The sequence below is a fragment of the Sediminihabitans luteus genome (genome assembly GCF_002797595.1).
GTDB classification, from domain to species: Bacteria; Actinomycetota; Actinomycetes; order Actinomycetales; family Cellulomonadaceae; genus Paraoerskovia; species Paraoerskovia lutea.
Map to the genome: position 1 here is coordinate 189,944 of NZ_PGFE01000003.1, position 15,900 is coordinate 205,843.

Annotated in this window: 12 protein-coding genes; all 12 read right to left on the bottom strand. The window is 72.7% G+C overall.

What is annotated here, in order from left to right; genetic code table 11:
• Positions 1–391 precede the first annotated feature (391 nt).
• A complete protein-coding gene (locus CLV28_RS10520; protein ID WP_157802604.1) occupies positions 392–1,000 on the bottom strand; it encodes a hypothetical protein in 609 nt (202 codons plus the stop codon).
• Positions 994–2,946, bottom strand: coding sequence for a glycosyl hydrolase family 18 protein (locus tag CLV28_RS10525; RefSeq protein WP_100423282.1), 1,953 nt, complete (start codon positions 2,944–2,946; stop codon positions 994–996). Before CLV28_RS10525 ends, CLV28_RS10520 begins: the two co-directional genes overlap by 7 nt.
• 203 nt (positions 2,947–3,149) lie before the next feature.
• Positions 3,150–5,330 (bottom strand): glycosyl hydrolase family 18 protein, encoded by a 2,181-nt coding sequence (locus CLV28_RS10530; protein ID WP_170062655.1) that lies wholly within the window; start codon positions 5,328–5,330, stop codon positions 3,150–3,152.
• 22 nt (positions 5,331–5,352) lie between these two features.
• A complete protein-coding gene (locus CLV28_RS15690; protein WP_170062656.1) occupies positions 5,353–5,541 on the bottom strand; it encodes a hypothetical protein in 189 nt (62 codons plus the stop codon).
• 592 nt (positions 5,542–6,133) lie between these two features.
• Positions 6,134–8,764: a glycosyl hydrolase family 18 protein gene (locus tag CLV28_RS10535; protein ID WP_100423284.1), complete on the bottom strand. Its 2,631-nt coding sequence runs from the start codon at positions 8,762–8,764 to the stop codon at positions 6,134–6,136.
• Positions 8,765–9,131: 367 nt separating this feature from the next.
• A complete protein-coding gene (locus CLV28_RS10540) occupies positions 9,132–12,158 on the bottom strand; it encodes a helix-turn-helix transcriptional regulator (protein ID WP_100423285.1) in 3,027 nt (1,008 codons plus the stop codon).
• Between the two features lie 148 nt (positions 12,159–12,306).
• Positions 12,307–12,732 (bottom strand): D-aminoacyl-tRNA deacylase, encoded by a 426-nt coding sequence (dtd, locus tag CLV28_RS10545; protein WP_100423286.1) that lies wholly within the window; start codon positions 12,730–12,732, stop codon positions 12,307–12,309.
• Positions 12,729–13,730: an asparaginase gene (locus tag CLV28_RS10550; RefSeq protein ID WP_239073059.1), complete on the bottom strand. Its 1,002-nt coding sequence runs from the start codon at positions 13,728–13,730 to the stop codon at positions 12,729–12,731. The genes dtd and CLV28_RS10550 overlap by 4 nt, the downstream gene beginning before the upstream one ends.
• Positions 13,727–14,059 (bottom strand): DUF2516 family protein, encoded by a 333-nt coding sequence (locus tag CLV28_RS10555; protein ID WP_239073060.1) that lies wholly within the window; start codon positions 14,057–14,059, stop codon positions 13,727–13,729. The genes CLV28_RS10550 and CLV28_RS10555 overlap by 4 nt, the downstream gene beginning before the upstream one ends.
• A gap of 9 nt (positions 14,060–14,068) precedes the next feature.
• Entirely contained in the window at positions 14,069–14,512 is a 444-nt protein-coding gene (locus tag CLV28_RS10560) for a type II toxin-antitoxin system VapC family toxin (protein ID WP_100423287.1), read from the bottom strand.
• Positions 14,512–14,775, bottom strand: a complete 264-nt coding sequence (locus tag CLV28_RS10565; RefSeq protein ID WP_100423288.1) for a type II toxin-antitoxin system Phd/YefM family antitoxin — start codon at positions 14,773–14,775, stop codon at positions 14,512–14,514. Before CLV28_RS10565 ends, CLV28_RS10560 begins: the two co-directional genes overlap by 1 nt.
• Before the next feature lie 24 nt (positions 14,776–14,799).
• Positions 14,800–15,900, bottom strand: coding sequence for an FUSC family protein (locus CLV28_RS10570; protein WP_100423289.1), 1,101 nt, complete (start codon positions 15,898–15,900; stop codon positions 14,800–14,802).

The following is a 15,900-nucleotide window of genomic DNA, read 5'->3' on the forward strand; positions in this document are numbered from 1 at the left end:
GCGCCGGAGACGCCCAGGACGTCGCCGTGGGCCCGTCCCCGCTCCGGGTGACGGGCCCACGGCGGCGCGCGCACGGCCACGCGTGCATCACGGCCACGCGTGCATCACGGCCTCGGGGCGGAAGCTCGGAGACCCGAAGACCTGAAGACGCCACCTGGTGCCGCGGCGAGCGCCGTTCGGGGACGGACGCCGGGTCGTCGGCACGGCGGTAGCCAGCGCCCGGACGCCCCCCCTGCTCACGACCGGGCGAATGCCGAAGGCCCCCGGCGGACGAGTCCACCGGGGGCCTTCGGGTCGTGCTGCGCCTCTGCTCGAGACGTCCTGTGCCGTCAGCAGGACCTGCACGGGGTGCGTGGTCGGGCCGGGGGCCCGACCACGCGAAGGGGTCGACTCAGGCGTCGGCTCCCGACCACTCGGCCGTCGCGAGACGGTCCTTGAGGCCTTCGAACGACCAGCGGTCGACGACCAGGACGGGTCCGTTGGGGCCCTCCGGGACGTACCACTGGTTCTGGCTGACGGTGCGCTCGGGTGCGCCGTCCGAGACGACGCAGTCGACCGAGTAGACCGTGAGGGTCGCGGGCTTGCCGCCCACCTCCACCTCGGTCTCCTTGCCCTTGGTCGCCTCGCCGACGGGGAACCCTTCGGTGCCGGGGCAGACCGCGTCGTCGGGCAGGTACGCGGCGGCCGGGTCGACGCCCTCGAGGGCAGCGCCCTCGAGGATGTCGAACGAGGCGCACGGAGCATCCGCCTCGCACCCGCCGGCGCGCACCGTGGTGACGCCCTCCGAGCCCTTGAGCACGGTCCAGTAGTCCGCCGCGAACACGTCGAGCGAACCGACCGGCACGCGACCCTCCTGCGAGTAGTCGCCGTGCTCGTGGGTGTCCCCGGCGCCGGCGGCGCCGTTCCCGTCAGCTGGTGCCGAGCTGCTCCCGCACGCCGCGGTGAGCAGGCTCACCGCGAGCGCGACAGGAACGGCCTTGGCCATGGTGCGATTCAGCAAGATCCGAGATCCTTCCACGGCCCCCACTGCGTCGCACCGGGCTGCTCGCCGGTCGTCCACCACTTCGCCGACCAGTTGTGGCCCGCGTACGAGACGGTCGTGCCGCCCGCGTACTGGCCCGAGGCGGTCCACACGGGAGCGCTGCAGGTGCCCGGGTTGGTGGTCTGCGTCGGGGTGGCGGTCGTCGTGGCCGTCGCCGAGGGCGAGGTCGTGGCGGTCGCCGACGGGCTCGAGGTGCCGCACGCGCCGAGGTCGTTCCACGGAGCGCCCGAGGTGCCGGGCTCGTTGCCCTGCGTCCACCACTTGGCCGAGTAGTTGCGGCCGTTGTGCGTGACCTTCGCGCCGCCCGAGTAGGCGGTCGAGGCGCTCCAGGCGGCGTTGCAGGTGCCCGGGTTGCTGGTCTGCGTCGCGGTCGCCGTGGCGGTCGCGGTCGCCGTGGCGGTCGCGGTGGCCGTGGCCGTGGCCGTGGCGGTCGCGGTCGGCGTCGGGTTCGCGCCGGCGGTCACGGGGCCCTTGGCGCCGGTGCCGAGCTTGCCCATGAGGGTGTTGATGAGCTCGCCGTCCTTGTTGCCGGACAGGTCCCACCACATGCCGCCACCGAGGCCCTTGGCCCGGATGTAGTCGGCCTTCGCGGTGACCGACTTGTTGTCGTCGAACGTCCACCACTTGTCACCGTCGTAGCGCCACGAGGCGATGATGTTCGCGTCGTAGTAGCCGGTGCCGAGGTTCTTGAGCTTGTCGTAGTCCTCGTTGCCGGGCTCCCACGTGCCGGGCGCAGCGCCGGTCGCGGTGCCCCACGGCTCGGCCTGCTTGACGCCCTTCCAGCCGCGGCCGTACATCGCGAGGCCGAGGCCGATCTGCGAGGCCTTGACGCCGGCCGAGGTGTACTCGGTCAGCGCGGCGTCGATCGAGAACTGACGCTTCGCCTCACGCGTGTCCTTGGGGTCCTTGTAGACGTTGCCCTGGTGGCCGGTCAGCGCCGGGTCCCAGGCGCCGTGCAGGTCGTAGCCCTGCAGGTTCCCGTAGTCGAGGTAGTTCCAGATCTCGGGGTCGTTCCAGCCGCCGCCCTTGATGTCCTCGGAGTTCGCGGGGAGGTAGGCCGAGAGCAGATACTTCTTGCCCGTCGTGGTGGTCAGCGCGTCGAGCTGCGTGCGGAACTCCTTGAGCAGCAGCTTGAAGTTCGCCTTGTCGTTGACCGGGTCGACGATGTTGCCCTCGAGGCCGTTGTTCGTGCCCGGCCACTCCCAGTCGATGTCGATGCCGTCGAAGATGTCCGCGGCGGCGCCCTGCCCGCCACGACCGTCGATGACGGGGATGTTGCCCTTGATGTACAGGTCGATGCAGGACGACACGAGGGTCTTGCGACCCGCGTCGGTCGCCGCGGCCTTCGAGAAGTACTTCGAGAAGGTCCAGCCGCCGATCGAGATCATCGGGCGGATCTGGGGGTGCTTGGCCTTGAGCTGCTTCATCTGGTTGAACGAGCCGGCGAGCGGCTGGTCCCAGGTGTCCGCCACGCCCGCGACCGAGTTCGCCGCGGTGTACGTCATGCCGTAGTCGGCCCAGGCGTCACCCGCGCCGTCGGCGCCGTTCGGGCCGTCGGTGACGGCCTTGTTCGCGATGAAGCACTTGCCCGTGGTCGGGTGGATGTTCGCGAACGAGTAGTTGATCGCCGTGAGCTTGTTCGCGGCGCCCGACGTGTCGAGCTGCTTGAGCTTGAAGTCGCGGCCGTAGACGCCCCACTGGGCGAAGTAGCCGACGTTGCGGTAGCCGTTGATGGCGCTCTCGCCGCCGGTGACGGTGGCGGCGGCAGGCAGCGCTGCCGGTGCGGGTGCCGCGGACGCCGCGCTGGTCAGCGCCGCCGTCCCGACGAGGGCGAGGGACGTCGCGAGCGCGCCGACGCGTGCCCACCGTCCTCGCATCGGGGTCGTGGTCGACCGTGAGGTCATGTCACTTCCTCTTCTCTGAGTCTCGGGGAGCCCGCTGCGGTGCGGTGAGGCGGTCGTGGCGCCGCTCCCCTCCGGTCGGCCGGCGCGTGCGCGCCGACCGAGGTGGTACCACGGGTCTCCCCGTGCAGTTCCCGGTCGGGTGCGCCCCCTGTCCAACGCACCCGGCCACGTGCCGCGCGGCCCGAGGGCCGCGCGGCACGAGATCAGCAGGCCCCGGCGTCAGCCCACGGCCCGTAGGTCGTGGCGGTGCTGGGGGTGTTGCCCTGGGTCCAGTAGCGGGCCGTCCACTCGCGACCCTGGTACGAGACCTTCGCGCCGCCCGAGTAGGCCGTCGCCGCGTCCCACGCCGCGCCCGAGCAGGTGCCCGTGCCGCCGGTGCCGGTGCCCGTGCCCGTGCCGCCGCCCGTGGTGGCCGCCGGGGCGTCCACGACGGTCACGCCGCGCGGGTGGTCGTACGTCGTCGAGAACTTCTTGTCGCCGATCGTGACGATCAGGTTCGAGAACTGCGCGACGGGCAGCGCCCACTTCATCTGGTTCGTGATCGAGCCGCCGGCGGGGATGCCGCCCGTCGGCACCACGAACTCCGCGGTGTGGAAGTCGCCCTTGAGGCCGCCCACGTTCGAGCCGGTGTGGCCCTTGGCCGTGGTCGTCGTCTTGTACCCGCTCCAGTCGCTGATCTCACCGGTGTCGGTGGTGCCGTACTGGAACGAGATGACCGAGCCCGCGGGGATGTCGTTCTTGCCGTGGTTGGTGAAGACGATCTTCGGGTTGATCGGGTAGTTGTTGTCGCCCAGCGCGAACTCGGTGTAGTCGAGCGACAGGTCGAGCGCCTGCGTCGGCATCGCACGGTCCGCGTTCGCCTTGGTCGCGCCGTACGGCGTCGCCGACGCGAACTTGGTGTGCATGAGGTCGACGAGCGTGTGGCCCATCTCGTACTGGCCCTTGGTGGTGTTGTACGAGTAGTCGCCCGCGAGCTCCCAGATCATGAGGCCGCCGAGGCCCGTGGAGTTCACGTAGTCGGCCTTGGCCGTGATCGCCGCGTCCGAGTCGCCCGAGAGGAACGTCTTGGTCGTGGCGTTCCACCACCACTCGTTCTTGGTCACGGTGTCGAAGTGACGCTCGTAGGTGCCCGTGATCTTCGTGGGGACCTTGTAGGCCGCCGCGTAGTCGCCCACGACGCCCTTCTCGAGGTTCAGCACGTGCCAGATCGGGTTGACGCCGGCCGGCACGGCGTTGCCCTGCGGGTCGGAGTCGTACCAGAGGTTGTCGATGCCCTCGGCGCCGTAGCCGCACTTGTTGTTGGTGCCGGCCGGGCAGTTGAAGCCGGCCGGGGCCTTGGCGGTGCCGCCCATGCCGTACGTGCCGCCGGTGACGTTCTGGAAGCCGCGCGTGTAGAACGGCACACCCATGTTGATGCGGCCGGCCTGCATCGCACCGCGGAAGTAGTGCGAGGCCCAGTCGGCGTTGAGGTACCCGATGCCCTTGTAGGCGGTGTAGACGCCGCCCGCGGCGAGCTCAGGGTCCTTGCCGTCGTCGTACAGGGCGCCGTTGCCGCCCACGAACTCGTTCCAGGCGCCGTGCAGGTCGTACGTCATCATGTTGACGTAGTCGGCGTACTGCGTGATCTGGTAGACCTCCATGCCGCGCAGCAGCCAGCCCGACGACGGCGTCGCCGTGGTCAGCATGTAGTACTCGCCGTCCTCGGCGCCGGCCTTGTCGAGCTTCTCGCGCAGCGTCTTCATAAGGGCCACGTAGCCGTCGAAGACCTGGCCGCGACGCGCGTCCGAGAACGCGAAGTCGTCAGGGTTGCCCGCGGACTTGTTCGAGGTCGGGTACTCGTAGTCGATGTCGATGCCGTCGAAGCCGTACTGACGGATGAACGCGACCGTCGAGTCGGCGAACGTGTCGATCTTCGCCTGCGACTCGGTCATCGTGTAGAAGCCGCCCGAGGCGACGCGGTTGCCGCTCGCGTCGAAGTAGCCACCGGTCTCGGCCCAGCCGCCGACGGCGGGGAGCACCTTGACGCCCGGGTTGGCCTTCTTGTACTTGCTGAGCAGGTTGAAGTGACCCTTGTAGGAGTACGCGGGGTCCATCTCGGCGCCCTTGACGCCCGGCCACGTCATGTCGGTCGAGGCGTTGCCCGCGGCGTTCGCGTTGACCGAGATCTTGTTGTCGCTGCCGATGTGCGCGAACGCGTAGTTGATGTGCGAGAGCTTGGTCCACGGGATGTCGCTCGCGAGGTACTGCGGCTGACCGTTCTTGCCCGTGCGCCAGTTCGTGAAGTAGCCGATCACGCGGCGGTCGAGACTGTTCGGCAGCTTCTCGCGACCCTGCTCGTCGTAGACGTCGCAGTACGGCGTCTTGACGCCCGGCGTCGGCGCCATGCCGTCGGGGCGGCACTTCTCGTCAGGGTTCGCGTTCGGGGCCGTCGTCGCGGTCGGCGTCGGCGTCGGCGTGACGGTCGGCGTGACCGTGGGCTTCGGCGTCGAGGTCGCCGTGGCCGTCGGGGTCGGCGTCGCGGTCGCGGTCGGCGTGACCGTGGGCTTCGGCGTCGAGGTCGCCGTGGCCGTCGGCGTCGGCGTCGAAGTGCCGCACGCGCCCTGCGAGGCCCACGGGCCCCACTGCGCGGAGCCGGGCTTCTCGTTGGTGGTCCACCAGCTGGCCTTGTAGTTCACGCTGTCGAGCGAGACCACGGAACCGCCGGTGTAGGAGGCCGAGGCGCTCCAGGTGGGTGCGCAGGCCGTGGCCGGCGTCGCGGCCAGCGCGCTGGTGGCTGCCACGAGCGAGGTGGCCAGGACCGCCACCGCCGTCGTCAGCGAGGCCGCAGCGCGGGCCCTCTTCGAGATGGGAAGCACGTCGTCGTCTCTCCTTGCTGTCGATCCGGGGCCTCGGCGGGGACCGCGCCCGGGTCGGAGTTCACTGATCGAGACGACGCTAATGAGCGTCCGGTGAGTCGTGAATCAGCAGTTTCCACATCGTTCACGTTCCGAACATATTCGTCTACGTGGTTACGCGTAGGACTCCTGCAAAAGTCCACGTCAGAGCCCCGACGAAACCTCGGACGCCGGACGGGCAGCCCCGCCGATGCCCGCGGCCCTGCCGTGGCCCGACGCACGCCGGACGCCGCCGGCCGAGCCCCCGCAGGAGCCCGCCCGACGGCGTCCGACACCGGTCCCTCAGCGGGGCGTCAGCAGGCGCCCTGGTCCTGCCACGGACCCCACTGGTTGGCCGCGCTGGGCGTGTCGCCCTGCGTCCAGTACCGCGCCGACCAGCGGTGACCCGCGTGGCTCACCGACGCGCCACCGTTGTACGCGGTCCCCGCGTCCCACGCGGGGGCCGAGCACGTGCCCGGGTTCGTGGGCGACGCGGTGCCGGTCGGCGTGCCGGTGCCCGGCGCGACGACCTTCGCGCCACGGAGGTTGTCGTACGTGGTCGCGTAGCTCTTGCCGCCGAACGTGACGATCACGTTCGAGAACTGCGCGACGGGCAGCCGCCACGTCATCGGGACCGTGACGCTCTTGCCCGCCCCGATGCCGGCCGCGGGCAGCGTCATCTCGACGGTGTGGAAGTTCCCCTTGAGCCCACCGACGTTGTTGCCCGTGTGGCCCTTGACCGTGACCTGCGCGCCGAAGCCGTTCTGGTCGCGCATGTCCCCCGGCGCCGAGGTGCCGTACTGGAACGAGATCTTCGCCCCGCCCGGGATCGCCGTCGTGCCGTTGTTCGTGAACACGACCTTCGGGTTGATCGGGTAGTTGTTGTCCCCGAGCGCGAACGCCGTGTACTTGACGTCGACGTCGAGCGCGTCGGTCGGCATGGGGCGGTTCGCCTCCGCCTTGGTCGCGCCGTACGGCGTCGCGGTCGACAGCTTCGAGTGCAGGATGTCGACGAGCGTCTCACCCATCTCGTACTGACCCTTGGCGCTGTTGTACGAGTAGTCGCCCGCGAGCTCCCAGATCATGATGCCGCCGAGGTCGTTGCCGCGGACGTAGTCGGCCTTGGCCGTGATCGCCGCGTCCGAGTCACCCGTGATGAGCGTCTTGGTCGTGGAGTTCCACCACCACTCGTTCTTGGTCACGGTGTCGAAGTTGTGGCCGTAGGTGCCCGTGAGCGGACCGGTCGGCACCCCGTAGGACGCCGCATAGTCGCCCACGACACCCTTCTGCAGGTTGAGCGCGTGCCAGATCGGGTTGAACCCGGCGGGCTCCGGCGTGCCGTCCGCACCGAGGTCGTACCAGAGGTTGTCGATGCCCGACGCCCCGTTGCCGCACTTGTTCTCGGTGCCCGCGGGGCACTGGTAGCCGGACGGCGCCTTGGCCGTGCCGCCCATGCCGTTCGTGCCGCCCGTGACGTTCTTCCAGCCGCGCGTGTAGAAGCCGACGCCGAGGTTGACGCGACCGCCCTGCATCGCGCCCCGGAAGTACTTGGCCGACCAGTCGCCGTTGAGGTAGCCGATCTGGTCGTACGCGCCGTAGACGTTCGCCGCGGCGAGCTCCGGGTCCTTGCCGTCGTCGAACAGCGGGTCGAGGCCGCCGACGTACTCGTTCCACGACCCGTGCAGGTCGTACGACATGATGTTGACGAAGTCCAGGTACTCGACGACCTGGGAGACCTCCATGCCGCGCAGGATCCAGCCCGACGCCGGGAGCGCCGCCGTGAGCTGGTAGTACTGGCCGTCCTGCGCGCCCGCCTTGTCGAGCTTCTCGCGCAGCGTCTTCATGAACGTCACGAAGTTCGCGTTGAGCTGGCCGCGCTGGGCGTTGGCGATCGCGAAGTCGGCCGGGTTGCCGGCGTCCTTGTTCGACGTCGCGTACTCGTAGTCGATGTCGATGCCGTCGAACCCGTACTGACGGATGAACGCCACGACCGAGTCGGAGAACGTGTCGATGCCCGCCTGAGTCTTGGTCATCGTATAGAAGCCGCCCGACGCGACGCGCTTGCCGTCGGCGTCGAAGTACCCGCCGGTCTCGGCCCAGCCGCCTACCGACGGGATGACCTTGACCCCCGGGTGCTGCTTCTTGTACTTGTTCAGCAGGTTGAAGTGGCCCTGGTAGGGCAGCGTCGGGTCCATCTCGGCGCCCGCGACGCCCGGCCACGTCATCTTGGTCGACTCGTTGCCCGCGACGTCGGCGTTGACGCTGACCTTGTTGTCGGGGCCGATGTGCGCGAACGCGTAGTTGATCGTCGAGAGCTTGTCCCACGGGATGTCGCTCGCGAGGTACCGGGGCTGGTCGTTCTTACCCGTGCGCCAGTTCGTGAAGTAGCCGATCACGCGGCGGTCGAGGCCGTTCGGGAGCTTCTCGCGGCCCTGCTCGTCGTACACGTCGCAGTACGGCGTCTTGACGCCGGCCGTGGGCTGCATGCCGTCAGGACGGCACTTCTCGTCGGGGTTGGCGTTCGGGTCGGTCGTGGGGTCCGGGGTCACGGTCGGCGTGACCGTGGGCTCCGGGGTGACCGTCGGTGTCGGGGTGACCGTCGGGTCCGGCGTGACCGTCGGGGTCGGGGTGACCGTCGGGGTGGTCGTCGTGGTCGGCGTCGGCGTCGAGGTGCCGCACGGCCCCTGCGAGGCCCACGGGCCCCAGGCCGAGGCGCCCGGCTTCTCGTTGACGGTCCACCACTTGGCCGTGAAGTTCTCGGACGCGACCGACACGGTCTGACCGCCGGTGTAGGTGGTCGTGGCCGACCACGCCGGGGCGCAGGCCGTGACGGCGGCGGGCGCTGCGGCCCACGAGGTGACCGCCGTGACCACGGACGCGCCGACGACGGCGAGCGCCGTCGTGATGGCGGCTCCTGCCCGAGCTCGTCTGGAGATGGGAAGCATCGATCCTGCCTCTCGACGTCGACGTCACCCGGCGTGGGCCGGCGGCCCGCTGCGGCGCCTGGGGACGCACACCGGCGCCCGGGCGCCGAGGCCCCTGAACGTCAGCGTTCGTCCCGACGCTATCGACGGGTCAGCGGCGCGAAATCAGCGGTTCCCACATCGTTCAGTTCGCGAACAATCCTTCGCGTAGGCCTTGACACCTAGGGGGAAACCCGTAGCCTGCGGCAACGGGCGCGATCCGGGCACCCGTGGTACGGAGCACGGTTCCCGAGCCGCGGTACGCGTGGGCCGGATGCTCGGGCCGGGCGTGCGGGCGGGACGCGACGGGCAGGGCGCACGTCGCCCGCCACACGCCGCGAGCGACGTGCTACGACGCGCCCCGCTCGGCCCGGTGCGCGAGCACCGTGAGCTCGACGCGCGAGCGCACCCCGAGCTTGCGGAACACGCGCCCCAGGTGCACCTCGACCGTGCGGACCGACAGGTACAGACGCTCGGCGACCTCGCGGTTCGCCATGCCCAGGATCACGAGCCGCGCGACGTCGAGCTCGCGCTCGGTGAGGTCCTGCGCCCACGCTCCCTCGGCCGCGGTCGCGCCGTCCGCCCCCGCCTCGGGCAACGGCGGGGCGACGTGCCGGACGCCGACCTGCCGGCGCACGTCGCCCGCGCGCACGAGGACCGGCCGCGGACCGTCGCCCACGGGAAGCCCCTCGCGGGCGAGGTCGCCGAGCGGGTCGTGGTGCACCTCGACGGGGATCGTGAGTGCCGCGAGCTCGTCCTTCGCGACCTGCGCCCACGCACCGGCGCCCGACTCCGCGAAGAGCTCGGCGGCAGAGAGCAGATGCCCCTGCGCGACCATGAGGTCGCCCAGGCGCGCGAGCGCGCGCCCGATGCTCAGCTCGGTCCGCGCACGCTCGAACGGCGAGTCGAGCCGCCGCGACACCTCCATGGCGCGCTCCCGCAGCGCGTCGACGTCGCCGTGGCTCGCGAGCGCGACCTCGGCCCGCGCGAGCACCGCGTCACGCATCGACGGCGAGAGCCTGTCGGCCGAGGCGCGCACCCGGGCGAGCGCGACCTCGGCCGCGTCAAGACGCCCGGCCAGGACCCAGGCCTCGACCTCGTCGATCCCGGGCACCGGGACGCCCCGGACCTCCTCGCGCTGCTCGCGCTCGGCCGCAAGCTCGAGCAGCGTCGCCGACTCGGTGTGCCGGCCGCCGAACGAGGCCGCGATCGCGCGGTCGACGAGGATCCCGAGCCGCACGGGCGGCGCGCTCGGGCACGGGCAGGTGCTCTCGAGCGCGGTCGCGAGCGCCCCGACGTGCCCGTCGCGCGCGAGGTCGAGCCGTCGCGCGAGCGCCGCGCCGAGCCCCGCGAACGCGAGTCCCACCGGCAGCCGGTACGCGGCGTCCGCCAGGCCCGAGGCGGCCTTGGAGACGTCGCCCGCCCAGAAGTCGACCGCGCACTGCACGATCCGCAGGTGCGCCTCGACGAGCGGCGAGACCGCCCGCTCGGGGCCGTCGAACCACATGCCGCTCTCGCGCACGGGTGCGAGCTCGGCGACCGAGCTCGCGAGCACGCGCGACGCGGCCGAGCACTGGTCCGCACGGGCGAGGCCCAGCGCGCGCGTCACGGACACGAGCGCCTCGTGGTCGGCGCTCACGTCCTCGGGCAGGTCAGGGCTCGGCGGGACCTCGCCCAGGCCGAACGCCGCCATCCAGGACTCGGCCAGCTCGACGCCGTCGCGCCACGTGGTGCCGGTGCCGACGAGTTCGCGCGCGGCGGCGTGCAGCCGTGCGGCGACCGAGGCCTCGCCCCGCTCGACGTGCAGGCACGCCGCGAGCGACATGCCGCGGGCCACCTCGACCGCGGTGCGCGTGCACCCGTCGCCCGGCCGCACGACCTTGTCGACCTCGGCGAAGGCGCGCTCGACCACGTCGTCGGGCACCTGGCCCTCGGCGAGGGTCAGCGTGACCACGAGCGGCATGAGCGTGCGGGCGCGCGTGCGCGCGTCGCCCGAGCGCGCGGCGTGCCGCAGCCAGGACGCGGCGTCGTGCACGTGGCCGCCGTACAGCGCCGCGGTGCCCGCGACCTCGAGGGCGCGTACGCGGTCGTCGCCCGTGCCGTGCGACGCGGCCTCCCGGGCCACCTCGTGCGCGCGGGCGGTGTCGCCGCGCCGCAGGTGCCGACGCGCGATCTCCACGAGCCGCGGCACGATGCTCGCGTCGCCCTCGAGGGTCGCGAGCGCGGTGTGCCAGGTCGCGACGTCGTCGTCCCCGAGCCGCGAGTGCGCGTCGGCGAGCGTCTCGTGCGCGGCCGTGCGGTCCGCGAGCGAGGCGTCGCCGTGCACGAGCGAGCGCAGGCGGGGGTCGACGAACCGGTACCGGCCCGCGGCGAGGGCCAGGTGCTCGGCAGCGGGCGAGGCGGCGAGCTCCTCCATGGTCATGCCCGACGCCGTGATGAGCGCGTCGGTGCGGTCGACCACGGAGATCGCGGCCAGCAGCAGCAGACGCCGGTCCTCGGGGCCGAGGCCGACGAGGCGGCCGCCCATGAGGGTACGCACCGCGGGCACGGGGGGCAGCGGGTCCGGCAGCAACGACGTCCCGGCCATCTGCTCGGGCGACAGGACCTGCGCGGTCTGCGCGATGCAGGCGGTGTTCCCGCCGAGCAGCGACGCGAGGCAGGCGGCGACGTCGGGCGCGACCGTGCAGCGTCGCTCGACCGTGAGCAGGTGCAGCGCGCCCTCGGGGCTCACGGGCGACAGGCGCCGCACCTCGATCTCGTAGGGCGTGCGGCCCGGGAACACGGCGTCGGTCGCGGTCGCGAGGACGACGAAGGGGATCTGGCGCTGGGTGAGCACGCCGAGGACGACGGCGCGGCTGAGGTCGTCCACGAGGTCGAGGTCGTCGACGACGAGCACGAGCGTGCGGCCGTCCTGCGCGCGGCGCAGGTACTCGGTGAGCGCGACCGCGGCGACCTCGGGCAGGTACGAGTAGTCGGGGTCGGTGACCGCGAGCGCGGGCACGAGGTGGTCGGGCACCGCGTAGCCCGTGGTGACGGCGACCTGCTGGACGAGCGAGTCGACGGCCCGGCCGGCGCCCCGGCCCGAGGGCGACTGCTGCGAGCCCATCCGGGCGATGGTCAGGACGGGTGCGCCGTAGCCGTCGGTCGCGCCGGAGCCGCCGGACTCGAGCGCGTCGACGACGAGCTCGAGGAGGGTGCTCTTGCCCATGCCGGGCTCGGCGGTCCAGACGAGCGCGCCGTGACCGGAGGTCACGGTCGCCGCGGCGCGCGCGACCTCGGCCCCGCGGTCGTCGAGCGCGGCACCCCGCCGCGGGGCGCGCGCGTGTGCCGAATCGCCTGCCCCGGTACGAGACAGGTCCCGCTGAACTGACGTCATCGTCGACCCTTCCGTCCATGCGTTCGCCCGGACGACGGTGTAAATGTTAACAACCTGAAGAAAAAGTCTGTACCCCGAGTATCTCGATCAGGTTGCAGGTTGTGTCGAGCGTGTGAATAGAAGCGCTCCCACAGTGTGGGACCCGTTCTCACGCCTCGATCAGCAGGGTCACGGGCCCGTCGTTGACGAGCTCGACCTCCATGTCGGCACCGAAACGGCCGGTCGCGACCTCGACCCCTCGCGCGCGCAGCGCCTCCGCGACCGCCTCGACGAGCGGCTCCGCGACCGCGCCCGGCGCTGCCCCGTTCCAGGACGGCCGACGCCCCTTGCGCGTGTCGCCGTAGAGCGTGAACTGGCTCACGAGCAGCACGGGAGCGCCCGCGTCGAGCACGCTCACCTCGCCGCGCAGCACGCGCAGCTCGGCGACCTTGCGCGCCACGAGCTCGACCTGCTCCGTCCCGTCCCCCGGCGCCACGCCCACGAGGACCACGAGCCCCGGACGGTCGAGCGCACCGACGACCTCGCCCGCGACCCGGACCTGCGCACGCGTCACGCGCTGCAGGACCGCCCTCACGCGTCGATCCCGACCGCGCGCACCTCGCCCACCGGGACGCCGCCGCCCAGCACGGGCGTCGCGGCGATCTCGTCGAGACCGGGCGCGTCGAACCCGGCCGCACGCAGCGCGGCCACGAGCACCGCCGGCCGCGGACGACCCGAGCCGTCGAGCACCTTGAAGGCGATGCCGCCGCCGTCGGGCAGACCGACCGCGAACAGCCCGTCGGCGCCGTCCTTCGCGACCACGCCCGGCAGCGCGCGCATCACCGCGGTGCCCTCGCGCCGCGTCCCCGCGAGCATCCCGGGGTGCTCGGCGATCGCCGCGGCGACGCGCGCCTCGGCGCTCCCGGGCACCGTCGCGGGCGCCCCGCCCACGCGCCCCAGGGCCCGGGCCAGGCCCACGAGCGACGTCGCGAACAGCGGGGCGCCGCAGCCGTCGACCGTGACCGGCAGGTCGGGCGCGTCGCCCGTGAGCCGCACCAGCGTCGAGCGCACCGCCCGCTGGAGCGGGTGCTCGACGTCCAGGTACGTGTCGAGGTCCCAGCCCGCCGCGACGCACGTCGCGACCATGGCGGCGTGCTTGCCCGAGCAGTTCTGTGCGATCGGCTCCGGGCCGTGCCCCGCGAGCCGCCACGCGAACGCGGCCTCGCCCAGCAGCGGCACGTCGGGCGTGTTGCGCAGCGCCGACTCGTCGAGACCGGCGCCCGCGAGGATCTCCCGGGCGCCCGCGACGTGCACGTCCTCGCCGTTGTGGCTCGCGGCCGCGAGCGCGAGCAGGCGCGGCGGGAGCTCGAGGCCGGCGTCGACCATCGCGACCGCCTGCACCGGCTTGACGCACGAGCGCGGCCACACCACCACGTCGGGCCGCCCGAGCGCGTGCCGCACCGAGCCGTCGGGCGCCGTCACGACCAGGTGACCCAGGTGCACCGACTCGACGACGCCGCCCCGCACGACGTGCGCGAGCGGCACCGCACCCGCGGCCACGTCGACGACGCCGGCCGCGGCGTCCGCGGTCACCACCCGCTCGGGCTGCCGCCGCGCGGCGGACGGCGCGAGTACGGCGCGACGCGGGGCTTGACGTCCACGAGGTACACGATCGCCGCGACGACCGCGACGATGTTGAGGAACCCGAGGCCCGAGTAGAAGCCGATGCCCACGAACCCGAGCGCGGTCGCGACGCCGAGGATGATCAGCCAGACGTTCTTGGTCAGCTTGCCCTCGACCTCGAACGCGCGCGGCTCGCGCCGTGCGCAGTCGATCAGCGCGACGAGCTGCGTCACGAACACGACCACGGAGAGGCCCAGCATGACCCAGGCCTGGAGACTGTCGAGCGCGGTGGAGATCACCGTCCGAGCCTACGTGACGGCCCGCTCGCCCGGCAGCACCACGAGGCCCTCGGCGCGGGCCGCGGCCACGACCGCCGGGTCCCACGCCGCGACGAGCGTGTCCTCGTGCGCGACGACGAGCGCGCTCGCGACGTGGACCGCGTCGCCCGCGCGCAGCGCGACCGGGCTGCGCCGCACGAGCTCGGCCGACGACGCCGCGACCTCGGGCGTGAGCTCGACCAGGGACAGCGCGGGCCAGACGTCCGCCCACCGTGCGAGCGCGGCGGCGTGCTCGTCGGGCGCGAGGGCGCCCGAACGCAGGCCGGCCGCGAGGACCGCCTGCAGCTCGACGTCCGCGACCCGGCTGGTGACGACGACGTCCGCGCGGTTCCACAGGGCCGCGACCAGGCGCGAGCCCGAGCCCGGGACGCACAGGTGCACGAGCGCGCTCGTGTCGAGGTAGACCAGCGCCATCAGCGACGGATGCGTCGCACGAGGCCGCTCACGCGGTCACGGGGCGAGCGCTCGCGCTCGGGCGGTGTCACGAGCGGCCGCTCGACGGTCGCGGGCGTCAGCAGGCCGTCGCGCACCAGGCTCTGGAGCAGGTCGGCCGTGCCGATCCCGCTCAGCCGCGCGACGGGCTGGCCGCGGTCGGTCACGACGACCTCCTCACCGTCCCTCGCGCGCTCGATCCACTGCTTCAGCTCGGCCCGCAGGGCACTCACGGCGACCTCCATGCCGCACAACGTACCCGCGGCGGCTCACAGCTGCGGGAGCGCGGCCCGCGCGTCGTCCGACGTCGCCCCCGCGGTCTCCAGGAGGTCGACCACGGGCGAGCGCAGGATCATCACGAGCGACTGCACGGGCCAGTCCCCCGCGCCGACGACGTGCGGGTCCGTGTCCCGGGCGATCTCGCCGAGCATCGACCGCGCGACGACCGGGTCGACCCCCGCGGCGATCGCCTCGGCGAGCACGTGCGTCGCCGTCGCGAGCCGTTCGACGAGGTCGGCCACGGGCGCGAGGTCGTGCTCGCCCGGCGGGATCGCGGCCGCACGCCGGGCCGTGACCCGGATGCTGCGCATCGCCCGCTCGGCGAGCGTCGCGGCGCGTTCGAGCGACCGCAGCTCGAACCGGTACCGGCGGGTCACGGCGTTGACGCGCGAGAGGTCGTGCGCGCTCGTCGCGGCCGCGCGCCACTCCTCGAGCGCGGGCTCGGACGCCCGCCCGCGCACGAGGGCGCTCGCGAGGTCGTCGGGGTCGCCCGAGCGCAGCCCGGTCGCGAGCCGTTCGAGCGTGCGCCCGACCTCGGTGAGCGCGTCCCCGCCGGCCGACCGGGGTCGGCGCCGGGGGTCGCCGGGCGTGAGCACCGCGACGAGCAGCGCGACGGCGCCACCCACGAGGGCGTCCGTCCACCGGTCGAGGGGTCCGGTCGTCCCGCCGGGCGGCAGGCCGACGATCACGAGGCTCTGCACGCCGGCCTGGGTCGCGAGCATCACGCCGCGGTCGATGAACCGCGCGATGAGCACCGCGGTCGCGAGCACGATCCCGACCTGCCACCAGCCGCTGCCGATCCAGTGCACCACCAGGTCGCCGAGCAGCACGCCGAGAGCGACGCCGACGCCCAGCTCCGCGACCTTGCGGAGCTGCCGGTCGGCCGTGAACCCGAGGCAGACCCACGCCGCGACGGGCGCGAAGAACGGGTACTCGTGCCCGAGCACGAAGTGCCCGACGAGGTACGCGAGCACGGCCGCGAGCGACGCCTGGAGCACGGGCCAGAAGGCGGCCTTGACGCGGCTCGTGCCCTGGCGCACGCGCGCCCGGACGACGAGCCGACGTGACCTGCGCTCGGCGTCCGGACCCAT